Source organism: Streptomyces sp. NPDC051555, assembly GCF_044454405.1.
Taxonomy (GTDB): domain Bacteria; phylum Actinomycetota; class Actinomycetes; order Streptomycetales; family Streptomycetaceae; genus Streptomyces.
Map to the genome: position 1 here is coordinate 224,220 of NZ_JBITDP010000009.1, position 25,345 is coordinate 249,564.

Annotated in this window: 17 protein-coding genes and 1 pseudogene; 9 read left to right on the plus strand and 9 right to left on the minus strand. The window is 72.2% G+C overall.

Annotated elements, in window-relative coordinates:
* The first annotated feature begins 283 nt into the window (after positions 1-283).
* The gene (locus ACIBEA_RS20680; RefSeq protein ID WP_399262854.1) at positions 284-1,759 is read left to right on the plus strand and encodes a sugar transferase; all 1,476 of its coding nucleotides are present in this window, start codon (positions 284-286) and stop codon (positions 1,757-1,759) included.
* 15 nt (positions 1,760-1,774) lie between these two features.
* On the opposite strand, the gene ACIBEA_RS20685 is transcribed toward ACIBEA_RS20680, so the two are convergent.
* Positions 1,775-2,728: a GDP-L-fucose synthase family protein gene (locus ACIBEA_RS20685; RefSeq protein ID WP_399262856.1), complete on the minus strand. Its 954-nt coding sequence runs from the start codon at positions 2,726-2,728 to the stop codon at positions 1,775-1,777.
* 371 nt (positions 2,729-3,099) lie between these two features.
* Here ACIBEA_RS20685 and gmd point away from each other — a divergent pair, with 371 nt between their 5' ends.
* The 3 genes from gmd to ACIBEA_RS20700 all read left to right on the plus strand — a co-directional run bounded on the left by gmd (position 3,100) and on the right by ACIBEA_RS20700 (position 7,919).
* Positions 3,100-4,113: a GDP-mannose 4,6-dehydratase gene (gene gmd, locus ACIBEA_RS20690; RefSeq protein ID WP_399262859.1), complete on the plus strand. Its 1,014-nt coding sequence runs from the start codon at positions 3,100-3,102 to the stop codon at positions 4,111-4,113.
* Between the two features lie 250 nt (positions 4,114-4,363).
* Positions 4,364-7,147, plus strand: coding sequence for a DNRLRE domain-containing protein (locus ACIBEA_RS20695; RefSeq protein ID WP_399262861.1), 2,784 nt, complete (start codon positions 4,364-4,366; stop codon positions 7,145-7,147).
* A gap of 97 nt (positions 7,148-7,244) precedes the next feature.
* Positions 7,245-7,919: a hypothetical protein gene (locus tag ACIBEA_RS20700; protein WP_399262863.1), complete on the plus strand. Its 675-nt coding sequence runs from the start codon at positions 7,245-7,247 to the stop codon at positions 7,917-7,919.
* A 239-nt stretch (positions 7,920-8,158) separates the two neighbouring features.
* On the opposite strand, the gene ACIBEA_RS20705 is transcribed toward ACIBEA_RS20700, so the two are convergent.
* Positions 8,159-9,289: a glycosyltransferase gene (locus ACIBEA_RS20705; protein WP_399262865.1), complete on the minus strand. Its 1,131-nt coding sequence runs from the start codon at positions 9,287-9,289 to the stop codon at positions 8,159-8,161.
* Between the two features lie 10 nt (positions 9,290-9,299).
* The gene (locus tag ACIBEA_RS20710; protein WP_399262867.1) at positions 9,300-9,839 is read right to left on the minus strand and encodes a WcaF family extracellular polysaccharide biosynthesis acetyltransferase; all 540 of its coding nucleotides are present in this window, start codon (positions 9,837-9,839) and stop codon (positions 9,300-9,302) included.
* Positions 9,840-9,926: 87 nt separating this feature from the next.
* Here ACIBEA_RS20710 and ACIBEA_RS20715 point away from each other — a divergent pair, with 87 nt between their 5' ends.
* On the plus strand, positions 9,927-11,438 hold the full coding sequence (locus ACIBEA_RS20715) for a hypothetical protein (RefSeq protein ID WP_399262869.1): 1,512 nt from the start codon (positions 9,927-9,929) through the stop codon (positions 11,436-11,438).
* Between the two features lie 355 nt (positions 11,439-11,793).
* Here the strand turns inward: ACIBEA_RS20715 and ACIBEA_RS20720 are convergent.
* Positions 11,794-12,156, minus strand: a pseudogene (locus ACIBEA_RS20720) (MerR family transcriptional regulator); the annotation flags it as partial.
* Positions 12,157-12,273: 117 nt separating this feature from the next.
* Between ACIBEA_RS20720 and ACIBEA_RS20725 the strand changes: the two are divergent.
* Entirely contained in the window at positions 12,274-13,347 is a 1,074-nt protein-coding gene (locus ACIBEA_RS20725; RefSeq protein WP_399262871.1) for an alkene reductase, read from the plus strand.
* A 197-nt stretch (positions 13,348-13,544) separates the two neighbouring features.
* Here ACIBEA_RS20725 and ACIBEA_RS20730 read toward each other — a convergent pair whose 3' ends face one another.
* Genes ACIBEA_RS20730 through ACIBEA_RS20740 form a run of 3 tightly spaced genes read right to left on the minus strand, consistent with a single transcriptional unit; the run spans position 13,545 to position 17,751 of the window.
* Entirely contained in the window at positions 13,545-14,798 is a 1,254-nt protein-coding gene (locus tag ACIBEA_RS20730) for a hypothetical protein (protein ID WP_399262873.1), read from the minus strand.
* A complete protein-coding gene (locus ACIBEA_RS20735; RefSeq protein ID WP_399262875.1) occupies positions 14,795-16,549 on the minus strand; it encodes a lipopolysaccharide biosynthesis protein in 1,755 nt (584 codons plus the stop codon). Before ACIBEA_RS20735 ends, ACIBEA_RS20730 begins: the two co-directional genes overlap by 4 nt.
* Entirely contained in the window at positions 16,546-17,751 is a 1,206-nt protein-coding gene (locus tag ACIBEA_RS20740) for a glycosyltransferase family 4 protein (RefSeq protein WP_399262999.1), read from the minus strand. Before ACIBEA_RS20740 ends, ACIBEA_RS20735 begins: the two co-directional genes overlap by 4 nt.
* Before the next feature lie 172 nt (positions 17,752-17,923).
* Here ACIBEA_RS20740 and ACIBEA_RS20745 point away from each other — a divergent pair, with 172 nt between their 5' ends.
* On the plus strand, positions 17,924-18,403 hold the full coding sequence (locus ACIBEA_RS20745; protein WP_385774401.1) for an adenylyltransferase/cytidyltransferase family protein: 480 nt from the start codon (positions 17,924-17,926) through the stop codon (positions 18,401-18,403).
* Here the strand turns inward: ACIBEA_RS20745 and ACIBEA_RS20750 are convergent.
* Positions 18,384-19,106 carry a CDP-alcohol phosphatidyltransferase family protein gene (locus ACIBEA_RS20750; RefSeq protein WP_399262877.1) on the minus strand — a complete coding sequence of 241 codons (723 nt, stop codon included), beginning with the start codon at positions 19,104-19,106 and terminating at the stop codon, positions 18,384-18,386. The genes ACIBEA_RS20745 and ACIBEA_RS20750 overlap by 20 nt on opposite strands.
* A gap of 162 nt (positions 19,107-19,268) precedes the next feature.
* A complete protein-coding gene (gene glgX, locus ACIBEA_RS20755; protein WP_399262879.1) occupies positions 19,269-21,587 on the minus strand; it encodes a glycogen debranching protein GlgX in 2,319 nt (772 codons plus the stop codon).
* A 155-nt stretch (positions 21,588-21,742) separates the two neighbouring features.
* Here glgX and ACIBEA_RS20760 point away from each other — a divergent pair, with 155 nt between their 5' ends.
* Entirely contained in the window at positions 21,743-22,972 is a 1,230-nt protein-coding gene (locus ACIBEA_RS20760) for an Ig-like domain-containing protein (protein WP_399262881.1), read from the plus strand.
* Positions 22,973-23,128: 156 nt separating this feature from the next.
* Complete coding sequence (locus tag ACIBEA_RS20765; RefSeq protein ID WP_399262883.1) at positions 23,129-25,327, plus strand: choice-of-anchor A family protein; 2,199 nt, start codon at positions 23,129-23,131, stop codon at positions 25,325-25,327.
* The last annotated feature ends 18 nt before the right edge of the window (positions 25,328-25,345 follow it).

The following is a 25,345-nucleotide window of genomic DNA, read 5'->3' on the forward strand; positions in this document are numbered from 1 at the left end:
GGGATGTCAGGGGCGCGTCAAAAGGTTGGCCAGAAACGGTTCGTTGTCCGAAGAGACGGGTCCGCTATGCGAACTGTTCACCAACGTGTGCGTGTTGGAGGACCCGTAAATGTGGAACCGGTCGTACCGGCCGCTAACGAACGGGCAACGAGACGGCTCGTTCACGTAAACGGCACTTACCGTACGGGTGTTTGTCGTAGTGTTTCCCGGTGCGACGCATGTTCGGGGCCAGGGGAAGCCACGGGCATACGCCATCGTCATAGTCCACGTGCCAGGGGGGCCCATGAGGCATGTCCATTTTCCTGCGCAAAGAGTGGCCGGAACGGCTCAGGGGACAGCTGCGCCCGCGCGACGCCTCGGTGACAAAGCCCGTTGGTACCTGCCCGCAGCCCTGACCGCCGACCTCGTCGGCGCGGCCGTGCCCGTCGGCCTGGTCTTCGAGGCCGCCGAACAGGCCCGACCCTTCTACTGCGCGCTCGGCGCGGCCTTCGCCTGGGTCACCGTGCAGGCGCTGCGCCGCCGTTATGCCTCCCGACTGCTGGGAGAATCGCGCGGCGTTCTGCCCGTCGTGCACGACTGGCTGATTCTCATCGGTGTCCTGGCCGTGGCCCGCGTGGTGACGGACGAGAGCACCCCCCGGATGGCCGCGCTCGGCGCGCTGTTGCCCGCCCTCCTCATCACGGTCGCCTGCCACAAGCTCACCTACCGGCACCTCTCCGGCGCCCGCCGCGAGGCCCAGGCGGTCAGCCGGGTGCTCGTCATCGGCGAGCCCGACACGGCCGAGGAGGTCATCGCCCACCTCGCCGCGCGCACCGACCACCCGTACGTGGTCGTCGGCGTCGTGCCGGTCGGTCAGGGCGCGCTCGGCAGCGGCGTCCCGGTCGCGGCCCGACTGGCGGCGGACATGCCCGCCCTGCCCGGCGGCGACGCCGGGGCCGTGCTGGAAGCGGTCGCCAGCCACCATGCGGACCTGGTGCTGGTGGCGCCCGGCGCCCGGATGGCGGGGGAGCGGCTGCGCCGGATCGCCTGGACCCTGCACGACGCCGGCCTCGAACTGGCCGTGTTCCCCGGCCTGGTGGAGGTATCCGTCAAGCGGCTGGAGACGCTGACCGCCGGCGGGCTCACCGTGCTGCGGATCGCGCCGCCGGTCAGCCGCGGCGTCCAGCCCGTACTGAAGTCCGTACTGGACCGGGTCGGGGCCGCGCTCGGGTTGCTGATGCTGTCCCCGCTCTTCCTCGGGGTCGCCCTGGCGATACGTTTCGGCTCCCGCGGCCCGGCCTTCTACAGCCAGCGCCGGATCGGCCGCGACGGCGCCCCCTTCGTGATGTGGAAGTTCCGCACGATGGTGGTCGACGCCGACGCGAAGAAGGCGGAGCTCACCGGGGCCAACGAGAACGACGGGCTGATGTTCAAGATGCGCCGCGACCCCCGGGTGACCCGGGTCGGCCGGCTGCTGCGCCGGACCTCGCTCGACGAACTCCCCCAGCTCCTGAACGTGCTGACCGGGGACATGTCGTTGGTCGGCCCGCGCCCGCCGCTGCCGGACGAGGTGGCGCGGTACGACGAGGTCGAACTGCGCCGGCTCACCGTGCGCCCCGGGATGACCGGGCTGTGGCAGATCAGCGGACGCTCCGACCTGTCGTGGGACGAAACGATTCAGCTAGATCTGCAGTACGTCGACAACTGGTCCTTCACCAGCGACGTCGACGTCGTGGCCCGTACGTTCCGCGCCGTCGTCGACGGTCGCGGAGCGTACTGAGGCCGGCCGATGCGTTCAGTTCCCGACCTGGGAGTCCAGCCACCACCGGTAGGTGGACGTGATGCCCTCGCGCAGTCCGATGCCGGGCTTCCAGCCCAGCGACGTCAGCCGGCTCACGTCCAGCAGCTTGCGGGGGGTCCCGTCGGGCTTGGACGTGTCCCAGGCGAGCCGGCCCCGGAAGCCGGTCACCTCGGCGACCGTCTCGGCCAGTTCCTTGATGGTGAGGTCCTCGCCGCAGCCGATGTTGACCGGCTCGTCCCCGTCGTAGGACTCCAGCAGCACCACGCAGGCCGCCGCGAGGTCGTCCACGTGCAGGAACTCCCGGCGGGGAGTGCCCGAACCCCAGAGCGCGACCTCGTCCCTGCCCGCCGCGGCCGCCTCGTGGAAGCGCCGGATCAGGGCGGGCAGGACGTGCGAGGACTCCAGGTCGAAGTTGTCGCCCGGGCCGTAGAGGTTCGTCGGCATGGCCGAGACGTACGAGGCCCCGTACTGCTTGCGGTACGACTGCACCTGGACGATGCCCGCGATCTTGGCCAGCGCGTACGCCTCGTTGGTCGGCTCCAGCGGGCCGGTCAGCAGCGCGTCCTCGCTGATCGGCTGCGGCGCGAGCTTCGGGTAGATGCAGGAGGAGCCGAGGAACAGCAGCCGGCCCACTCCCGCGTCGTGCGCGCCGGCGATCACGCTGAGCTGGATCTTGAGGTTGTCCTCCAGGAACTGCACCGGGTAGGTGCTGTTGGCCATGATCCCGCCGACCTTGGCGGCCGCCAGGACGACGGCGTCCGGGCGGACGTCCTTCAGGTACGCGGCGGTCGCGGCGGCGTCCCGCAGGTCGAGGTCCGCACGGCCCCGGGTGAGCACGTCGTGGCCGTCGGCGGTCAGCCGTCGGGCGACCGCGGAGCCGACGAGGCCGCGGTGACCGGCGACGAAGACGCGGGCGTGCGGGGGCAGGAGCGGCAGCGAGCTTGTCATACCGGCGATGATGCCAGCCCGCGGGAGCGCGCCGCGGCCCAGGTGCCCGCAGCGGCCGGATCGTACGCCCGAGGTGTGGGAGCCGTCGTGCGCCCCGGCCGCCGTGGGGGCGATCCGGATCAAGGGGCTCCGGATGTGCCGTGTACGGTACGCATCCAGTTCCCCGGCGGCTCCTGCCGGACCCGGAGCCGCCGCCGGATCCGCAGTCGGACCCCGGTCCGCGGTCGGACCCGGGCCCGCAGCCCCGCGGGTACTCCCGCCGCCGCGCCCGGGAGCCGACCGTCCGGGCCGAACTCCGGGGCGCCGCCCCGCCGCAGTGGGGTGGGCCGCGCCCACCCGTACCGAACCGCAACGACCACCAGGGGAACCACATGGGCAAGACCGCACTGATCACCGGCGTCACCGGACAGGACGGCTCGTACCTCGCCGAGCTCCTGCTCTCCAAGGGCTACACGGTGCACGGCCTCGTGCGGCGGTCGTCCAGCTTCAACACCGAGCGCATCGACCACGTCTACCAGGACCCGCAGACCGCCAACCGGTCCTTCGTCCTGCACCACGCCGACCTCTCGGACGGCGTCGCCCTCGTGAACCTGCTGCGCGACATACGGCCCGACGAGGTCTACAACCTCGGCGCGCAGTCCCACGTCCGCGTCTCCTTCGACGCCCCGCTCTACACCGGTGACGTGACCGGTCTCGGCGCGCTGCGCCTGCTGGAGGCCATCCGGGCCAGCGGTGTGGACACCCGGATCTACCAGGCCTCCTCCTCGGAGATGTTCGGCGCCACTCCGCCGCCGCAGAACGAGGGCACCCCGTTCCACCCGCGCAGCCCGTACGGCGCCGCCAAGGTCTTCGCGTACTGGACCACGGTGAACTACCGCGAGGCGTACGGCATGTTCGCGGTGAACGGCATCCTCTTCAACCACGAGTCCCCGCGCCGCGGCGAGACCTTCGTGACCCGCAAGATCACCCGCGCGGTGGCCCGGATCAAGGCCGGCCTCCAGGAACACCTCTACCTGGGCAACCTGGACGCCGTGCGCGACTGGGGCTACGCGCCCGAGTACGTCGACGCGATGTGGCGGATGCTCCAGCAGGACGAGGCGACCGACTACGTCGTGGCGACCGGCGTTGCCGCCACCGTCCGCGAGTTCGTCGAGGCCTCCTTCACCCACGCGGGCCTCGACTGGAACGAGCACGTGCGCTACGACGCGAAGTACGAGCGTCCGAGCGAGGTCGACGCCCTCATCGGCGACGCGAGCAAGGCCCACGCGCTGCTCGGCTGGAAGCCGACGGTCCTGGTGCAGGAACTGGCCCAGATCATGGTGGACGCCGACGTGCGCCAGGTCGAGGACCAACTGGCCGGGGCCACCGTCCGCATCGACCGCTGAGGTGCCGTAACACCGCTCGCCTCGCTTAAGGTTTGCCGTGTCCCGGTCGCGTCTTCCAGGGCGTGACCGGGCCTTTTCCGCCGTATGTCCGCACCGCACCCTCCTTCCTGATCCCCGTTGATTCCAAGTTGGTATGCAATGGGTCAAGTGAGGTGACCAGGCCGTCCAGTGAGCCCTAGTCTGCGCCAGTACATATGGCTGTTCGGATAGTTTCAGCCAATTGAAACCGGGCTATTGCCCTGGGGGGCTCATGCGTAGATCCAGAGGGCTGACTGCTGCCCTCGCCCTGTCACTGGTCGGTGCCGGCGCCGGATTGGGTCTGGTGCTCATGCCCCAGGCCTCCGCCATCACCCAGCCCGTGGCCTTCACCGCCGACGACCTGCCGACCTGGCAGCCGAACGGCGTCGTCTTCGCGATGGCGCAGACGAGCGGGACCGTCTTCGCCGGTGGCACCTTCTCGACGGTCCGTCCGCCGGACAACGCCGGCAGCGGTTCCGAGCAGGAAGCGGTCAACTTCGTCGCGCTCGACGCCGCGACGGGCAACCCGACCGACTGCAAGCTCAGCTTCACCGTGGGCGACGGCACCGCGACCGTGCGCGCCCTCACCGTCTCCAAGGACGGCAAGACCCTGTACGCGGGCGGCTACTTCGGCGCCGTGAACGGCACCCCGGTCGCCAGCCTCGCCGCGATCGACATCGCCACCTGCGCGCCGAAGGCCTCGTTCCACCCCAGCTTCCCCGCCACCGTGCGCGCGCTCGCCGTCACCGACGACACCCTGTACGTGGGCGGCGACTTCAACACCGTCGAGGGCCAGACCCGCGGGCGGTTCGCCGCGGTCGACGCGACCTCCGGTGCCCTCAAGCCCTTCGTCGCCGACGCCGACGAGCCGGGCCGCGCCATCGCGGTCACCCCGGACGGCAAGAACGTCATCCTGGGCGGCGACTTCTTCGACATCAACGGCAAGAGCACGCACGCCCTGGCCGTGGTGAACGCGACCACCGGCGCCCTCACCAAGGCGTACAGCAACATCCCGAGCAACTCCGTCGTCAAGACGATCGCCACCGACGACAACGGCGGCTTCTACACCGGCAACGAGGGCTCGGGCGGCGGCGTCTTCGACGGTCGCATCGGCCTCAACCTCAGCGACTTCAACGAGAAGTGGCGCGACCGCTGCCTCGGCGCGACCCAGTCCGTCCTGCCCTACGACGGAGTCCTCTACAGCTCCTCGCACGCGCACGACTGCTCGCTGGTGAACGAGTGGCCCGACGGGAAGCGCAACTTCCTGCTGGCCCAGCCGACGAACTACACCGGCCCCGCGCCCGCACCCGAGGGCGGCTTCGTCGCCAGCCCGCGCAAGCTCGGCTGGCACCCCACCGCCAACGACGGCATCGGCGAGGGCATCGGCCCGCGCGTCATGGCCGTCGCGGAGAAGAGCGACGTCAAGTACCTCTGGGTCGGCGGTGAGTTCACCCTCATCAACGGCAACCCGCAGCAGGGACTGACCCGTTTCGCCTCCACCGGTGACGTCGGCGCCCCGACCACCCCGGTCGCCAGCGCCGCCAGCGTCAAGCCCGGCGAGGCCCAGGTCCGCTGGCGCACCAGCTACGACCAGGACGACAGCAAGCTGACCTACCGCATCTACCGCAACGGCTCGGCGAACCCGATCGCCTCGGTGGTCGCGGACTCCGTCGAGTGGGAGCGCCCGCAGGCCTCCTGGGTCGACACCACGGTCAAGCCCGGCCAGTCCTACACCTACCGGGTGACCGCGAGCGACGCGGCGGGCAACACCAGCGCCCTGTCGGCGAACGTCTCCGTCACGGTCCCGACCTCGGTCCAGACCTACCCGAACCAGGTCCGCGCGGACGGCGCCAACCTGTACTGGCGCTTCGACGACACCGTCAGCCCGTACGTCGCCGACTCCTCCAACGGCGGCAACACCAGCGGCATCCAGCTGAACGCCCCGGCCCTGCGCCAGAGCCCCGGCGCGGTCTCCGGCACCAGCACGGCCATGGGCTTCAACGGCACCAGCCAGCAGGTGTACAGCGACCACCGCCAGACGGTGGGCAGCTCGTACTCGATCGAGACGTGGTTCAAGACCAACACCACGCGCGGCGGCAAGCTGGTCGGCTTCGGCAACAACACCGACCGTGCCAGCTCGTCGAACGACAAGCAGATCTACATGACCAACGCCGGTCGCCTGATGTTCGGCGCGTACAACGGCTCGCCGCGCACCATCTCCACCGGTCTGTTCGACACGTACAACGACAACAAGTGGCACCACGTGGTCGCGACCCAGGGTCCCGGCGGCATGGCGCTCTACGTCGACGGCCAGAACAAGGGCACGCTGAACGTCACCAACTTCACGCCCTACACCGGCTACTGGCACGTCGGCGGCGACAACCTCGCCAACTGGCCGTCCCGCCCGACGAGCAACTTCTTCGCGGGCCAGATCGACGAGACGGCCGTCTACCCGAGCGTCCTCACCCAGACCCAGGTCAAGAACCACTTCGACCTGGCGAAGGCGCCGACCGACACCGTGTCCAAGGTCTCCGCGAACGAGGACACCTACATCAACCAGGGCGCCCCGAGCACCGCGTACGGCACCTCGTCGTCGCTCGCGGTGCGCGGCACCTCGGCCTACGAGACGTACCTGCGCTTCAACCTCCCGGCCGCACCGGCCGGTCAGGTCCTGAAGGCCGCGTCGCTCCAGGTCAAGACCAGCACCCAGGCGAACGCCGGGACGACCGACACCATCAACGTCGTCCCGATCACCGGAACCTGGAACGGCACGGACACCACCTTCAACACCAAGCCCGCCCTGGGCGCCACCCCGCTCGGCTCCCTCGCCGGCGTCCCGGACGGCTCCGCCATCCAGAACGTCGAGCTGGACACCACCGCGGTCACCGCGGTGCTGGGCGGCAGCTACAGCATGGCCCTGACCAGCACGGGCACCGACCCGCTCTGGATCTGGTCCAGCGAGTCGACCGCCGCGGACGCCGTTCCGCAGCTCGTGCTCACCTTCGGCCCGAAGTAGCCCCGGCCGGATGAAGAGGGGTACGGGGCCCGGCACACCGCCGGGCCCCGTACCCGTATCCACAGCCCGCACCACCCAGTACCACGGGAGCCCCCTGATGTACCGACGCTCCGCAGCGGCCGCGGTCCTGCTGGCCGCCGCCCTGACGCTGACCGCCTGCGGTTCGGACGCCAAGCCCGAGGCCGCGGGAACGGCCAAGCCGAAGCCCCCGGCCTCCTCCGGGGTCCCGGACCCGGCGGACGCGCAGTCCACGGCCACCGCGCCGCCCGCGGCGAAGCCCACCGGGCCGGTGCTGCCGGACGCGAAGCTCACCCCGGCGACGGGCAGCTTCACGGCCCAGGAGAAGAAGTACCTGAGCGGGCGCGTGCCGGAGAGGATGGACCCGGCCGCGGTGCTCCAGACCGGGCAGGAGGCGTGCCAGCGGGTGCAGCGCACCGCGAAGCACGACAAGGACGCGGCGGTCGGCTCCATCATCGCGGGGGAGATCCCCACGGCGAAGGACGCGATCCCGGCCCTGTGCCCCGACCAGCAGCCGGTGCTCACCGCTGCGCAGAAGGGCTTCCCCGACGGTACGCGCACGGACCTGGCGGCGGGTTCGTACCGGGCGCTGACCCAGAGCACCACGTGCACCTGGCAGGCGAAGGGCAAGGACGGGTCCGTCCTGGCCTCCAGCCCGATGACGCTCCCCGCGGGGGCCAAGATCGTGGCCGAGGTCCCGGCCGGCACGGCGGAATTCGCCTCGACGGGCTGCTACGCCTGGATCCCGGCGTAGCCCCCCGCCTCGATCGCCGGCGGGGCTGAATTCCAGCCCGCCCGGCGTTCGAGGGCCCGCCGGAGGCGGTGGTGCCTCCGGCGGCGCCTCAAACGCCGGCGGGGCTTGGGGTGAGCCCGGCTGGGCTGAATTCAGCCCGCCCGGCGTTTGAGGGCCCGCCGGAGGCGACGACGGCGTGGCTTGCTGTGCCCCCGGCGGCGCCTCAAACGCCGGCGGGGCTGTAGGTGGCCCGGCGTATTTCAGCCCGCCCGGCGTTTGAGGGCTCCCGCGTAGACGGACAGGACCGTGTCCAGGACGCCGTCCATCGAGAAGGACTCCGCGGCCAGCTTGCGCGCGGCCAGCGACGCGGCCCCGTTCACCCCCGGATCCAGCAGCTCCAGGACGGCCTCGGCCACCCCCTCCGGCCCCGGCTCCACGGCCCGCCCGGCCCCCGCCGCCACGACGTCCCGGGCCAGCCCGTTCGAGTGGGTCACCACCACCGGTACGCCCACGGACAGCGCCTCCAGCACCGACATCGGGAACGGCTCGTCCACCGACGGCAGCACGTACACGTGCGCCCGGCGCAGCTCCTCCAGTACCTGATCGCTGCTCAGCGCCCCGGGAATCGTCATGCTCCCGTCCAGCCGCATCGTCATCATCTGGTGGAACACGGCCCCGTACTCGCCCTCGTTCGGCCCCGCCACCACGTACCGCGCCTGCGGCACCCGCTGCGCGACCAGCGACATCGCGTTCACGAAATCCACCGGACGCTTGCGTTCCTGGAGCCGCGCCGAGTAGAGGATCCGCGGCGGCCCCGACAGCGCGGGCCGCGCCTCCTGCGCCGGTACGCCGTTCACCAGCCGCACGGTGTTGTCCAGCCCGGCCCCGCCGACGACCGCGTCCAGGGCCTCCCGTTCGTGCGGGGTCAGGTACAGCACCGCGTCCGCCCCGCGCAGCAGCCGTCGTACCGCCACCGCGTCCAGGACCTTCGCCAGCAGCTTCCCGCTCGGGTCGACCATGCCGTGGGTCTGGAGCACCAGCGGCTTGCCGGCGCGCAGGGCGGCCAGCGCGATCGGCAGGGTCACCAGGTCCCGGGCCAGGTGCACGTGGACCACGTCCGCCCCCCGGACCAGCCGCCCGGCCGCGGCCAGCAGCGCGGGCGAGGTCATCCCGCTGAAGCCCAGCGGCAGCAACCGCTTCGCCGGGTACAGCGCGGCCGGTACGCCCTCGACCTCGGTGGGCCAGGGGTCCGGGAACCCCTCGCCGAGCGCCAGCAGCGAGGCCTCGTGCCCGCGCGCCCGCAGCCCCTTGGCGAGGTTGAGCGCGACCCGTACCGGCCCGCCGAAGGCGTGCGTGGGGGAGTGCAGGGTGACGGCGTGCAGAACTCTCACCGGCGGGGCCTCACTTCGGTTCGTCGACCGGGCGGCGCGTGCCGTCCGCGGTCTGCAGGGTCAGCTCCGGCAGGTCCTTGTGCACGACGGCCCCCGCGCCCGCCACGGCGCAGCGGCCCACGCTCACCCCGGCCAGCACGGTCGCCCGTACGGCCACCCACGCGCCGTCCTCGACGGTGATCGGGGCGTTGCGGTACCGGAAGTCGGCGGCCCGGTGGTCGTGCGAACCGGTGCACAGCATGGCCTCCTGCGAGACGCAGGCGTGCGCGCCGATCGTGATCGGCTCCAGGTTCAGCAGCCAGGCGCCCTCGCCGATCCAGGTGTGGTCGCCGATCGTGAGCTTCCACGGCCACAGCACCCGCACCTTGTGCCGGATCAGCACGCCTTCGCCGATCTGGGCGCCGAAGGCGCGCAGCAGCGCGACGCGCAGCCGGGCCGGGCAGAACCACGCCATGAACACCGTGTTCATCACGGCGAACCAGAGCGCCTGCGTCAGCAGACCGCGCCCCTTGTCGTAACCGGCCAGTGTGAAGGCCGGGAGATTGCGCACCGAAGTACCCCCCACTCCATCCCCGTCGGGTCAGACTAGACTGCGCGCGGACCAGGCACGGGGGGCGGGGGCACAATGGCGACGGACATGCGCGGACCCGTGTCCGCACCCCGAAGGACGGCAGCCGCCGCGCACCCGCAGGACGCGGACCGGCGCTGGGGGAAGGTCACCACCCCGCGCACGCTGCTCTCCCGCGCGCTGTCCGTCCCGCTCGCCCTCGGCTTCAGCGTCTTCCTGCCGCTGTTCGTGGCCTCGCAGTCCGGCGCGGGCGCCCGGGACGCCGCGTTCTGGCTCCAGTTGGCCCTCACCGTGTACGCCGGCGCCCGTCTCTCCGCCATGGTTCTCACCAGCCGCCGCAAGCTGCTCCAGGGCTCCTTCTGGCTCTTCGTCTACATGGCCATGGGCGTCGCCCCGCTCGCACAGGCCGTCCTCGGCCAGGTCCCGACGCCCGTGGTCGGCCCGCGCTCCGACCTCACCGTGGCGATCGGCCTGGTGCTCCTCGGCTGCACCGCCTTCGACGTCGGGGTGCTGCTGGCCCGCCACCGGCCCGCGGGGCGCGCGGGCGGTTCGCAGCGCGAGCCGCGCCCCGTGATGACGCACCACCGGCGGCTCCAACTGCTCACCCTGCTGGCCTTCCTGGGCAGCGCGGCGCTGATCATGAAGCTGGGCGGCCCGGCCGTGTTCTTCAGCAGCCGCCAGGAGATCATCGCGGGCATCCAGGAGGCGGGGGTCTCCACCGACGGGCAGGCGGGCCAGGCGTTCCTGCGCGGCTTCGGGACCGTGCCGGCGCTGCTCGCGCTGCTCTGCTACACCCGCTGGCTGGTCACCTCGGTGCACGCCCGCCGCAGGCCCTCCGTGATCGCGGTGTGGACCGCGCTGGCGGTGCTCAACATCATCGTCAACAACCCGATCTCCAACCCGCGGTACTGGTTCCTGACGGTCATGTTCGCGCTGCTCTTCACGGTCTTCCCGGTCAGTGCGGCGATGTACCGGGCGGCGCTGTCGATGGCCGTGGTGGTCGCGCTGCTCGTCTTCCCCTTCGCGGACCGCTTCCGGTACGACGAGAAGAACTACAAGCCGGTCGAGACGACCTCGTTCCTGGAGCCGATGGCGCTCAAGGACTACGACCAGGTCGGCATGTTCGCGAACACGATCACCTTCTCGAACTCCGGTCCCGGCCACTTCTACGGGCGTCAGCTGGCCGGGTCGGTGTTCTTCGCGGTGCCGCGCTCGGTGTGGCCGGGCAAGCCGCGCGACACCGGGGTGATGGTCGGCCAGTGGATGGGCACGGTCAACACCAACCTGTCCTCGCCGATCTGGGCCGAGCTGTGGCTCGACTTCGGGCCGCTGGGCATGGGGGCCGGGCTGCTGGGCATGGGGTACGCCGCCGCGCGTGTCGACCGGCGGTACGCGAAGCGGGCCGTGCGGAGCACGCCGCCGGGGAGCCTGATCTCGATCGTCGTCCCGCTGGTCGCGGGCTACTCCTTCATCCTGCTCCGCGGTCCGCTCCTCCAGGCCTCGGGGCGCGTCGCGATCGCCGGTATGTGCCTGGCCCTGATCGCCACCTACCGCCAGGACCGCGCGGTAACCCTCCGCTGACACCCCAGCCCTCAATCGCCGGGCGGGCTGAGGTCGGCCCGTTTCAGCCTCGCCCGGGGGTACCTCCCAGCGGTAGCTGGGGGAGTTTGAGGCGCCCCCGGAGGGTCCACGGCGTGCGCCCGGCGACGGTCCGGTAGTGGTCCGGTCTCCGCCGGTGTTGCCTCCGGCGGGCCCTCAATCGCCGGGCGGGCTGGGGTCGCCGCCGGCCCCGCACCTGCGGCAGGCCCGCTCACCCGGCACGTCGTGACCCCGACGCCACCGCGGCCCGGAGTGTCTGCCGGCCGGAGCGTCCGGAGCCGGGTTGCGGGCGGCGGGACGGCTGCGGGACCAGGTCCGAGCCGCCACCGGTACTTGGGGCCGTCATCTGATCTCGGTGTGCCCGGGCGGTGGTCATCAGCGCGTCGAGGCTGTCCCTGGTCCGCAGCAGCTCGGCGATGTGGGCGGAGAGACGTTCACGCTCCAGCGCCATCCGCTCCAGCGCGGCATCGGAAGCCTCCTCGCTGGGCGTTTCGACGCAGGGCATCACCTCGATGATGGTGCGGCTGGACAGGCCGGCGGTGTACATCCGCTGGATGAACGCGATCCGCTCGACCTCGCTCTCCGTGTAGTGCCGCTGCCCGCTGGGACTGCGGGTGCTGGTGAGCAGGCCCTGCTCCTCGTAGTAGCGCACCGACCGGACACTGACTCCGGCGCGTGACGCGAGCTCCCCGATCCGCATACAGCCCTCCCGGCCGAACCCCGCGTCACAGGCTCTTGCCTCTGACATCGGTGTGAGGTTTTAGCGTAGCCGTTGCGCCGAAAGCGCGGACACAGCAACAGCTACGAAGGAGTCCTGATGACGAGTCTCTTCAGCAGCTACGAACTGGGCGGCCTCACGCTGCCCAACCGCATGGTGATGGCACCGATGACCCGGGTCCGGGCCGCCGAGGGCGGTCTTGCGACCCCGTCGATGGCGGCCTACTACGCCCAGCGGGCCAGCGCCGGGCTGATCGTGAGCGAAGGGGTGCAACCGAGCCTGATCGGGCAGTCGAACCCGGGCACTCCCGGACTGCACACCGACGAGCAGGTCGAGTCCTGGCGCTCTGTGACAGCCGCGGTCCACACCAGCGGGGGACGGATCTTCGCCCAGATCATGCACGGCGGACGAGTCTCGCACCCCGACACCACCGGCCTGCAGCCCGTCGGGCCCTCCGCCGTAGCCGCCGTCGGCGACGTGTTCACCCCTACCGGGCCGCAACCCGCCCCGATGCCGCGCGCCCTGGACACCGCCGAAGTTCCCGAACACGCCCTCTCCTACGCCGAGGCCGCCCGGCGCGCCGTGAAGGCCGGCTTCGACGGAGTGGAACTGCACGGCGCCAACGGCTACCTGATCTCACAGTTCCTGTCGTCCAACGCCAACCTGCGCACCGACCGCTACGGAGGGTCCGTCGACCACCGCATCAGGTTCGCCGTCGAGGCCGCCACCGCCACCGCCGAGGCCGTCGGCGGCGAGCGGACCGGCATCCGGCTCTCACCGGGAGGGACCTTCTGGGGAGTTCGGGAGGCCGAGGTCCGCGACCTCTACACCGCGCTGCTGAGCGAACTCGCACCGCTGGGGCTGGCCTACGTGCACCTCGAAGCCACCACCGACGAAGACACGCTCGTCGCACTGCGCCGGGCATGGCCGGGCACCCTCGTGATGAACCCGGTGTACCCGATGGGCCCGAAGCAGACCGGTCGGGAAGACGCAGACCACTGGCTCGACCTGGGCGCCGACCTCATCAGCTTCGGCCGTGCCTTCCTGGCCAACCCCGACCTGGTCGAACGACTGCGACGCGGGCACCCCCTGGCCCCCGCCGACGAGACCACGTACTTCCAGGGCGGCGACACCGGCTACCTCACCTACCCGGCACACCAGTACGCAGCCTGACCCGGTCCCTTACGGCTCCGGTACTTCCACCAGGTGCGCTGTGCCCAGGTCGACCGCATCGCGGACGGCCGGGGGCAGTCCGTAGGAGTTGATGTAGACGCAAGGCAAGCACCGCTCCAGCCCGGCGAGACCAATGCGGTCAGAGCACTCGTAGGCCGTCTCTTCGGGCTCGACCGGCAAGATCCGAAAGAGACGGCCTAGGTGCTGCTCGGGCTGGAGGGGGACGGTTCGGCCTCGCCGGCGATCGAGGCGCCCCCGGAGGGGAGGGGGGAGAGGCGGGAGACGCGGGTCCAGGCGGCCGCGGCTTTGAGGGCCGAGCCGGCCGCCAGGCCCCAGGCGGCGCCCTGCGCCCCCCACAGCACGTAGCCCGCGAGCAGCAGCGCCACGGACACCACCGAGAAGACCACCTGCACGGCGAGCGTCGCCTTGGGCGCGAGCACCCGCAGGGTCAGCAGGGCGCAGGTCCCCAGCCCCATCGCCGCGTACTGCGCCCCGGTCGCCGGGAGCAGCGCCGCCGCCGAACCCCAGGTGTCGCCGAGCAGCTGGCGCCCCAGCCGGTCGGGCAGCAGGTACAGCGCGGCCGCCCAGCCGGCGCCCAGTACGGCCAGGACCAGGCCGAGCGCGGCCGTCGTACGGACCACCGCCCCCTTTGCCCCGCGCCGCCCCAGCATCGGCGGCCCGAAGGCGTTGGCCGAGTTGAACAGCACGTTCAGCGGCCCGAAGAGGGTCGTCGCACCCCGCAGCGCGCCCACCGCGAGCGGGGTAGCGAAGACACCGAGCCCGAGCACGGCGAGCTGGCTGGAGCCGTTGCCCACCGCGAACTCGACCACGAACCGCTGCCCGAGGTGCCCCCGGCGCAGGTACGGGCGCAGGTCGGCGCGCGCGCCCCGGACGTACGGACGCAGCAGGTACAGCCCGAGCGCGAGCGCGGGCAGCGCCGAGACCCCCCATACGAGCACCAGCCGGCCGGGGGAGGCCCCCGACGGTTGGAGCAGCAGCGCGGCCACCACGCACACCAGGCGCAGCGCGTCCGCGGCCAGGGCCCGTTCGGGCGTGCGCAGGGCCGAGAAGCAGTACCGCAGCCCGTCCTGGACCAGGACCAGCGGCAACACCACCCCGAGCGCGAGGAACGCCCCGCCCGCCGGCCCCGGCAGGCCGAGACCGACGAGGGCCAGCGCGGCCCCCACGAGCACCGAGGCGGAGCCGGTGAAGGCCACCGCCGAGCGGCAGACCACGGCCCGCCGTTCCCCGTGCTCCAGGACCACGCTCTGGCCGACGTACGCCATGTTCAGGCCGAGCAGCACGCTGAAGGTCACGTAGACCATCGAGAACGCGGCGAAGCCGGCGGCCGAGGACAGCCGCGCGGCCAGCACCAGGACCAGGATGTTGGTGGCGCTGGACGCGGCCTGGTCCAGGACCGAGGAGAGGGCGGCGAGGCCGCGCCGGCTCATCTGCGTCCCGTGCGGACCGTGCGCAGGGCGACCGTGTCGCTGCCGTCGCCGGGGATCTGCGGCTCCGGCTCGGGCGATTCGCCGGCGGTCGTGGGGTCGACCGCGGGGGTGGCCGCGGGGGCGGGCGCGGGCGCGGCGGCCGCCTTCTTCGTGCGCGACGCGGACCGGCCGCGCTTCTCGCCCGGCAGCGGTCCGTGCAGGACCGCGCCCAGTACGGTGCCGCCCGCGCCGCTGATCAGTTCGCGGATCCGGGACAGGTCGCTCCGGTGCACGGCACGCGGGTCGCAGACCACCAGGACGCCGTCGACCCGGTCGACGAGGGCGAGCGCGTCGGCGTAGGAGAGGACGGGCGGGGCCAGCACGACCACGGTGGAGTTCGGGGAGTCGGCCTCGGAGATCAACCGGGTCGCGCGCGGGGTGGTGAGCGCGCGGGCGACGTTGCGCACCCGCTCGCCGGGGATCAGGTCGAAGGCGCCCGACTCACCTGCGTCCACGACGAGCTGGCGCCCGTCGGGCCAGTCGGAGTCGCCCTGCCCGGGCTGGCCGCCCTGGGCGGGCCCGCCCGGCGTCTGGCTCCAACGGGGCCGCCCGCCCGCGTCGGTGGGCAGCTGGCTGGCGAGCAGCGGCGTCCGCAGGTCCGCCTCGATGAGGAGCACGTCCTTGCCGGTCTCGGCGAAGGAGGCGGCGAGGTTCACGGCCACCGCGGCGGCCGTCTCGCTGCTGCCGCGCGGGGCGACCACGAGCAGGCGCCGGCGGTCGGCGAACCGGGAGTCGTAGGCGAGCCGGAAGGCCACCGACCGGTACTCCTCCGCGAGCCGCGGATCGGCCTCGCCGGCGGCGAGCAGCGGGCCGCCGCCCGTCTTGTCGCGGGGCAGGGTGCCGAGCACGGGCGCGCGCAGGGCGCGCGAGACATCGCCGTCGGAGCGCGGGGAGGGGTCGAAGACCAGGCGGACCCAGGCGGCCAGCAGGCCGAGCGCGAGGCCGACGGCCGCGCCGAGCGCGAGCGACATGACGATGCCGGGGCCGTCGGGCTGTGTGGGCACGGTGGCCGCGCTGGTGACCCGGCCCGGGGTCATGTCGAGCGCGTCGAGCTTGGCGATGTTCCCGTTGAGCTGGCCCACCTTGCTCTGCAGGTCGGTCCGGGAGGAGTACGCGGCGTCGCGCGCGCTGCCGGCGGGCATCTGGGCGATCTGCTTGACCAGGTCGTCGAGCTGCTTGGCCACCGGGTCGCGCTGGTCCTTGTAGCTCTTGACCATGGCGTCGCGGGTGACGTCGAGGGCGTCGCGCCGCTTGAGCAGGTACGCCTCCGTCATCGCGTTGGCGCGCTTGGCGGCCTGTGCGGGGGAGCCGGAGGTGTAGGTGAAGCGCAGCACCATGGTCTGCGGCGGGTTGGTGACCTGGAGTCCGGAGCGCAGTGCGGCGAGGCCGGAGTCGTCGATGCCGAGCTTCTTCGCGGCCTCGCCCGCGATGGAACTGCTGAGCGCGACCTGCCGTTCGGAGCCGATGTTGATCGCCTTGTCGGGGGCGATGCTCGGGTTGAACGGGTCGTCGGTGGGCGTGCGCAGCACCACGTCGGCGGTGGCGACGTAGGTGTCGGACGTCGATATGCCGAGGTACACACCGCCCAGCAGGCCGATCCCGATGCCCGCGCCGATGAGCCTGCGGTAGCGGGTCAGCTGGCGGAACTGGTCCCTGAGGAGGTCGGGTTCGTCCTCGACCGGGACCGCTGCCGGACGGTTCGTCTCGATCACGGCCGGGGACCCCCAAGTGCTTCGTCCATCAGTGCGTCGATGCGGGCGAGGCCCGCCGCACGGCTCAGGTGAGCCGCCACGTGGCGCGGACCGGCCGCGCCCAGCGCGTCCGCCCCGTGCGGATCCTCGGCCAGCGCGCGCACGGCGTCCAGCAGCGCGCCCGGGTCCTCCGGGGCGACGAGCACGCCGGCTCCCGAGCGCTCCACCTCCTGGGCGGTGCCGCCTTCCGCCGCCACCGAGGCGACGACGGGTCGGCCGGCGGCGAAGTAGGAGGTGAGCTTGGAGGGCACGCTCATGTCGAGGACGGCCGCGTGCTGCGTCACCGTCAGCACGTCCGCCGCCGCGAGGATATCGGGGAACTCGCCGTCGGCGGCAGGGGGGATGATGTCCAGGTTCGGTACGTCCGCCGACAGGCCGGCCAGGGCGCCGCGCTGGCTGCCGTCGCCCATGAGGACGAAGCGGACGCGCGGGTCCAGGCGGGCCGCGCCGACGAGGACTTCGAGGCCCTGCTTGAGGCCCATGTTCCCGGAGTGCAGCACCACGGTCTGGCCGGGGGCCCAGCCCAGGTGGCGGCGGGTCTCGGCGCGCGGCTTGGTGGGCGCGGGCACGTGCGACCAGTTGGGGACCAGGCGGATCTTCCTCGGGTCCACGCCCATGCCCACGACCCGGTCCACGAAGGTCTCGTGGATGACGCCGACCAGGGTGGCCCGCTTGAGGGCGTACGCCTCGGCGCGGGCGGCGACCACGGCCGCCTTGTCGCCGCCGCTGATCCCGCTCTGCGCGGCGGCGGCGCCCATCAGGTCCTGGACGACGGGAACGAAGGGGACCTTCCAGCGCGCCGCGAGGCGGGCCGCGAGCACGCCGCCGGCCAGGCTGGGCATCTGGGCGAGGATCGCGTCCGGCTTCGGCATCCGCGGCGGGGCCACGGCGCCGTGCAGCAGAATCGATCCTTCAAAAAGGGCGCGCTTGACGGCGGTCTGGCGCGCGGGGACGGTGTGCGCACGCCGGTGCACGGTGACCCCGGAGCGCTCCTCGGTGCGCCGCAACGCCCCCTTGTACTCCGGTTCGAGGGACCAGGAGGGGTAGTGGGGCATGCCCGTGAAGACATGGGCGTCGTGGCCGGAATTCGCCCAATGTTCCGCTATTTGTGTGGCGTACGGGCCTATGCCCGCGTGCTCGGGAGCGTAATTGGTGGAAACCAGCAGCAGGCGCCGGTGACCGGATATGGACACTGAACGTTCCCTTCCCCCCACGTTGATGCGCTGCACACCCTAATCGTTCACCCGCACGGCGGAGGACGTGCACGCTATTGTCTGCTAATCCGCCGCGCCGGGGGGTGCGGCTCCTGGGGGGTAACAGATGACGGAGCTGGACATGTCCGGACTTGGCGCGCCCGCGCGCAGGCCGTATCGGGTCGGCTACGCGCCGGGCGCCTACGACCTGTTCCACATCGGGCACCTCAACATCCTGCGGCACGCCCGTAGTCAGTGCGACTACCTGGTCGCAGGAGTGGTCTCCGACGAGATGGCAGAACTGGCCAAGGGTCGCCGCCCGATGATCCCGCTCGTCGAGCGGCTGGAAATCGTCCGTAGCGTCAAGTACGTCGACGCCGCCTTCGTGGAGACGGTTCCGGACAAGGTCGAGACCTGGAAGCAGGTCCGCTTCGACGTCATCTTCAAGGGCGACGACTGGCGCGGCACGCCCAAGGGGCAGCGCCTGGAACAGGACTTCGCCGCCGTCGGCGTCGACGTCGTCTACTTCCCCTACACCGTGCACACGTCCAGCACCCAGCTGCGCCGGGCCCTGGACGCGCTGGCCGCCCCGGCGGCCCCGCTCAGCGCCGAACTGCGCTGAGCTCGCGGAACCACTTCGCGAGGAACGCCAACAGGAACAGCGCGGCCACCGCGCCGAGACCCGTGTACGCCCACCGGAAGAGCTCCCCGCCGCCCAGCAGCAGGAACACCAGGCAGAACACGCCGTAGTCCACCGGCAGCAGCGCGATCGCGCGCAGGGTGGAGGGTGCGGCGGCGGGGCTCCCCGGAGCGGGCCTGGGCTTGAGCTTCTCGGTCAGCAGCCCGCCGAAGAAGGTCACCACCGCCGCGAACTGGAAGCCCAGCGGCACCAGGAGCCACCCGTCCCCGGTGGTCCCGTAGGCCTCGGGGAAGCGGTAGAAGGCGATCAACACGCAGGTGTGCAGCGCGGTCAGCTTCGCGCAGTCCACCACGTGGTCGAGCCACTCGCCCGCCGCGCTGCCACCGCCGCGCAGCCGCGCGAGCTGCCCGTCCGCCGAGTCGAAGGCGAAGCCGACGGCCAGCGCCGCCCACACCGCGATCCCCAGCGCCCACGAAGGCTCGCTCAGCGCCACCGCCGCGACGGCGGCGAAGCTGAAGGCGGCGCTGATCAACGTCACCTGGTTCGGGCTCAGTCCCACCCCGTACGAGCCGGCGGCCAGGTACCGGCCGGCCGGCCGGTTCACGTAGCGCGAGTACAGGGACACCCCCTTCGCCGACTTCTGCGCCCCGCGCAACTCCCGCAGCGCGGTCCCCACACTCGCCATCCGCACACAGCCCCTTCGACCTCACGATGCCCCGACGCCCCCGTTGACACGCGCGCGCAGGGGCACGCGTGTACGACGGCACATCATCGCAGGGAGATCCGCGGCGCCCGCCGCCGTTGCCCGAAAGGACCGGCCGAGGCGCGCCCCCGGCCACCGCGCGCCTCAGGACACCACCCGCAGCAGCACCACCGACCGCGCCGGGACCGTCATCGACCGACCGCCCCGGTGCCGCACCCCGGGAGCCGCCTCCTGGTCCTCCCGCGAGGTGTCCAGCACCACCTCGTACTCCGCGGCCCACGGCGCCCCCGGCAGCGTCCACGACACCGGCCGGTCCCCGGCGTGCAGCAACGCCAGGAAGCTGTCGTCCGTCACCGGCCGGCCCCGCTCGTCGCGCCCGGGGATGTCGCGCCCGGACAGGTACAGGCCCAGCGCGGCCGTGGGCGCGTACCAGTCCCGCTCGGTCATCTCGGCGCCGTCCGGGGCGAACCACGCCAGGTCCCGCAGCCCGTCCGCGCCCTGGGCCCGCCCCGAGAAGAACGCCCGCCGCCGCAGCACCGGGTGCTCCTGGCGCAGCCGCACCAGCCGGGCGGTCAGCGCGAACAGCTCCCGCCAGGCCGGGTCCTCCAGCAGCGACCAGTCCACCCAGCCCGTCTCGTTGTCCTGGCAGTACGCGTTGTTGTTGCCGCCCTGGGTCCGGCCGAACTCGTCGCCCGCCACCAGCATCGGCACCCCCGTCGACAACAGCAGCGTGGTCAGGAGGTTCCGCAGCTGGCGCCGGCGCAGCGCCGCGATCCGCGGGTCCGTGCCCTCGGGCGGCTCCCCCTCCACGCCGCCGTTCCACGACCGGTTGTCGTTGGTCCCGTCGCGGCCCCCCTCGCCGTTCGCCTCGTTGTGCTTGCGCTCGTAGGAGACCAGGTCGCGCAGGGTGAAGCCGTCGTGCGCGGTCACGAAGTTCACCGAGGCGTACGGGCGCCGCCCGCCCCACGCGTAGAGGTCGCTGGACCCCGACAAGCGGTAGCCCAGGTCCCGCACATCGGGCAGCGCGCCCCGCCAGAAGTCGCGGACCGCGTCCCGGTACCGGTCGTTCCACTCGGTCCACAGCGGCGGGAACGCGCCGACCTGGTAGCCCCCCGATCCCACGTCCCACGGCTCCGCGATCAGCTTGACCCGCCGCAGCACCGGGTCCTGCGCGATCACCGCCAGGAACGGCGAGAGCATGTCCACGTCGTGCATGGAGCGGGCCAGCGCGGCCGCCAGGTCGAAGCGGAAGCCGTCCACCCCCATCTCCGTCACCCAGTACCGCAGCGAGTCGGTGATCAGCCGCAGCACGTGCGGGCGCCCGGCGTGCAGGGTGTTGCCGCAGCCGGTGTAGTCGGCGTAGCGCCGCTGGTCGTTCTGCAGCCGGTAGTAGCCGCGGTTGTCGATCCCGCGCAGCGACAGGGTCGGCCCCAGCTCGCCCGCCTCCGCCGTGTGGTTGTAGACCACGTCGAGGATCACCTCGATCCCCGCCGCGTGCAGCGCCCGGACCATCCGCTTGAACTCGCCGACCTGCTGACCGGTGGTGCCCGAGGCCGAGTAGCCGGCGTGCGGGGCGAAGTAGCCGACCGAGTTGTAGCCCCAGTAGTTGCGCAGCCCCCGACGCAGCAGGTGGTCCTCGTGCGCGAACTGGTGCACCGGCAGCAGCTCCACCGCCGTCACCCCGAGCCGGGTCAGGTGCTCGATCGCCGCCGGATGGGCGAGGCCCGCGTAGGTGCCGCGCAGCTCCTCGGGGACGCCGGGGTGGCGCATGGTGAAGCCGCGCACGTGCAGCTCGTAGATGACGGAGTCCGCCCACGGCGTCTTGGGCCGCACGTCGTCCGCCCAGTCGTCGTCGTCGTGCACGACCACCCCCTTCGGCACGAAGGGCGCCGAGTCCCGGTCGTCGCGCACGGTGTCGGCGATGTACTGCTGCGGCCAGTCCCGTACGTGTCCGTACACCTCCGGGGGCAGCGTGAAGTCCCCGTCCACGGCGCGGGCGTACGGGTCCAGCAGCAGCTTCGCCGGGTTGTGGCGGGCCCCCGTCCACGGGTCCCACCGGCCGTGCACCCGGAAGCCGTACCGTTGCCCCGGGCGTACGCCCGGCACGAATCCGTGCCAGATCTCGTGCGTGAGCTCCGTCAGCCCGCACCGGGTCTCGGCGCCGCCCTCGTCGAAGAGGCACAGCTCCACCGACTCCGCCCCCTGCGCCCAGAGCGCGAAATTGGTGCCCCGGGTGCCGTCCGGGCCGGCCCGGAAGCGGGCCCCCAGGGGGTGCGAGGAGCCCGGCCACACGCTCGGTCCCGGAAGCGCGCCGGCCCGTACCGGATCCGCGACCACCCCGCTGACCGGGCCGCTGACCTGGCCGTTGCCGTACCCGGTGCCCCGGCCGCCCCGCCGGGCGTCGGTCCTGCCCGCGGCGTGCGGAACGGATTCCACCGCCTCGTCCTCGGCTGCGCTCGTCACTGCCCGCCTCCACGGCTCCTGGGTACCTGCGGGGGAGGGAAGGGGGCTCCGGCGTCCCGGCCGGGCCCCCTCCCCCTCTGGTCCTTCCCACTGTTCTGCCCGGAACCTGGGCCGCACTCACGTTTCCCCTGGACGGCACGGTCGTTGGACGCACCGTGAGACATGTGAAGAGGCGGGCACGGGCGGCAGTCGCCGCCATGGCGGCGTGGGCGGGCCTGATGGGCACACTGGCCGGATGCACCGAGGGCGGCGGGTCCCCGGTGGAGATCCAGCTCCCCGGGAAGGCCAGGTCGCCGCAGGAGGCCATCCGGGTCACCCCCGAGGACAACGCCAAGGGGGTACCGGCCGAGGGGCCGCTGACCGTGCACGTGCCCGAGGGCCGCCTGGAGCGGGTCGTGGTCACCAAGGTGGAGGACGCCACGGAGGAGCAGGTACCGGGATCGATCGACCCCGACGGCCTGAGCTGGCACCCCGACGCGGCGGCCGGACGGCTCGCGCTCGCCGCCAAGTACACGGTGGACGCCGTCGCGGTCGACGGCCACGACCGCCGCCAGGCCCGGCACACCAGCTTCACCACCTACGTCCCCGAGGAGCGGTTCATCGGCTACTTCAAGCCCGAGAACCGCTCCACCGTCGGCACCGGCATGATCGTCTCCTTCAACTTCAACCTGCCGATCAAGAACCGCGCCGAGGTCGAGCGGGCCATCACCATCACCTCCGAACCCGCCGCGGAGGTCACCGGCCACTGGTTCGGCAACGAGCGGATCGACTTCCGGCCCAAGGAGTACTGGAAGCCCGGGACCGAGGTCACCGTGGAGATGAAGCTCCGCGACGTCGAGGGGGCGCCCGGTTCGTACGGGGTGCAGAGCAAGACCGTCCGCTTCACCGTCGGGCGCCGACAGGTCTCCACCGTCGACGCGGCCGCCCACACGATGGAGGTCCGCCGCGACGGCCAGCTGCTGTCCACCATCCCGATCAGCGCCGGGGCGCCCAAGAACACCACCTACAACGGCAAGATGGTGGTCAGCGAGATGTTCGACGTGACCCGGATGAACGGCCAGACGGTGGGCTTCGGCGGCGAGTACGACATCCCCGACGTCCCCCACGCCATGCGGCTCACCGCCTCCGGCACCTTCCTGCACGGGAACTACTGGGCCAGCCCCGACACCTTCGGCGCCACGAACACCAGCCACGGCTGCATCGGCCTGCGCGACGACAAGGGCGGCGGCTCGGACACCCCGGCGGGCTGGTTCTTCGACCGGACGCTGGTCGGGGACGTGGTCGAGATCGTGAACTCCCAGGACAAGACCGTCGCGGCGGACAACGGCCTCGGCGGCTGGAACCTCTCCTGGCCGGACTGGGTCGCGGGCTCCGCACTCGGCTGAACCGCGACGACCGATCACGGTCCGATCGAGTGATTGTCGGACCGGAATGTCGTAGCGGGGAGTGTCGGTCCGCCCGGCTCGCCGCCGCCGCCGTCCAGCCTGTCAGCGCACACAGCGGCGACAGCGGTGACCGCGGCAGGCAACGGACGGAGCGTCATGTCAGCAAGGAAGTGGACCCTCGGGGTCGCGATCGGGGCCGTACTGGCCACCGGTGCGCCCACGGCCCTGGCAGCGGGCCCCGGCGGCCCCGGTGGCTCCGGCGGCTCCGGCGGCTCCGCGGGCGAGCGCCCCGCGGCGGCGGCGGTGCGCGCCCCGCTGCCCGGCGGGCTCGGTCCCTGCGTACCGGGGGACTGCCCCGACCCGTACCCGCAGATCGGGTTCGACGGCATCCCCAAGGGCCGCGACAACGGCATCAACATCTTCGTCGGCGGCGACTTCCGGGTCCGCGAGCGCGCCGCCGAGGCCGAGGGCCGGGTCGTCGTGCTCGGCAGCTTCGACCAGGACAAGGTGGCCGGGGCCAGCTCCGCCTACAACATCGGCATCGTCGGCGCCGGCTCCCTCGTCCCGCCGCCCGTCGGCGCGGACTTCCTCACCACCGGCAGGAACGTGAACATCGCCGCCGGCGAGCGGCTGATCTCCGACGGCGGCGTGGTCCGGCACGCGGGCACCGCCCCCGGCGCGGGTACCGTCACCGGCCCGCTGCTCCACGACCTGAACGCCGCGACCCCCTACACCCCGCTGCGCGACCGGCTCACCGCCGCCAGCACCTGCTACGCGCACCCCGGCGGGCAGCGCCGCCCGGCCACCGGCACGGTCACCAACGAATTCGGCACCGTCACCTTCACCGGCGACAACGCCTCGCCGCTCCAGGTCTTCGACGTGGACGCCGACCTGGTCGGGCGCAACAACGGGCAGGTCACCATCGCCTTCGCCCGGATCCCGGCGAGGGCCACGGTCCTGGTCAACGTCTACGGCGCGACCCGGACCGTCAACATCTCCAACGGCACCATCAACGACACCGGCCCGGGCGCCGACCCGTGGAACGTCCTGCGCAGCCGGCTGCTGTGGAACTTCCCCGACGCCACCACGGTGCACCTGAACGGCACCGGCCAGTTCCAGGGCAGCGTGCTGGTCGGCCCGCAGGCCTCGGGCACCGAGGTCACCCTGCCCGGCATGAACGGCCGCTTCTTCACCACCGGCAACCTCACCCACACCGGCATCCAGGGCGGGGGCGGCGGCCAGGAGTTCCACGCCTACCCCTTCAACGGCGACCTGCCGGACTGCGGCGCACCTCCGGTGGTCGAAGGCAGGACCTCCGTCGTCAAGCACGACGCGCAGGGCGCGGCCCTGGCCGGAGCGAAGTTCGAGCTGTGGCACGAGACCAACGGCGTGCCGGGCGCCCAGTTCACCGGCATGAACGCCGACACCAAGGTCAAGGACTGCACGACCACGGCCACCGGAGTGTGCGACTTCACCGGCCCGCTCGGCACGTACTACTGGCGCGAGACGGCCGCCCCGACCGGCTACCTGCTGCCCGCGAACCCGGTCCACACCGTGCGGCTGACCCCGGAGAACGCCCAGGAGGGCGTCCGCGTCGTCGCGGTCAACGAGAAGGAAGCGGTGCCGCCCGGCACCGCCAAGGTGGTGCTGTGGAAGACCGACAAGGACACCGGCGTACCGCTGCGCGGGGCGCGGTTCGAGCTGTGGAAGGAGACCAACGGCGTCCGCGGCCTGCAGACCGCGGGCGGCCCGGGCACCGGCCCCGACACCAAGCTCCCCGGTGACTGCGTGACCGACGCGCAGGGCAGCTGCACCGTCGAGCTGCCGATCGACGCCACGTACTACTGGCGCGAGACCGGCACCCCCGCGGGGTACGAGCCCCCCGCCGACCCGGTCAGGGAGTTCGCCCTGGACGAGGGGGACGTCAAGGACGGCATCATCCTCAACGTCCCGAACAAGAAGAAGCCCGAGGACCCCAAGGGCAAGATCAAGGTCCTGAAGGTGGACAAGAAGACCCAGCGGCCGCTGCGCGGCGCGGTGTTCGAGGTCTGGAAGGAGACCAACAACACCAAGGGCCTCCAGCGGCGCGGCATCAACGCCGACACGCTGGTCTCGCAGGGCTGCGCCACCGATCGGAGCGGGGTCTGTGAGTTCCCGAACCTCTCCGACGGCTACTACTACCTCGTGGAGACGGACGTCCCCGACGGGTACCTGCTGCCGAAGGACCGGGTGACCGGACCGCTGCACCTGGACCAGAGGACCCCGAACCACGTCCTGATCCAGCGCCTCGCCAACGAGCGCGACCACCACGGCAAGGGCAAGGGCGGCCGCGAGCCGAAGGGCCCGCGCGGCTGAACCGCCGCGGGGGCCGCA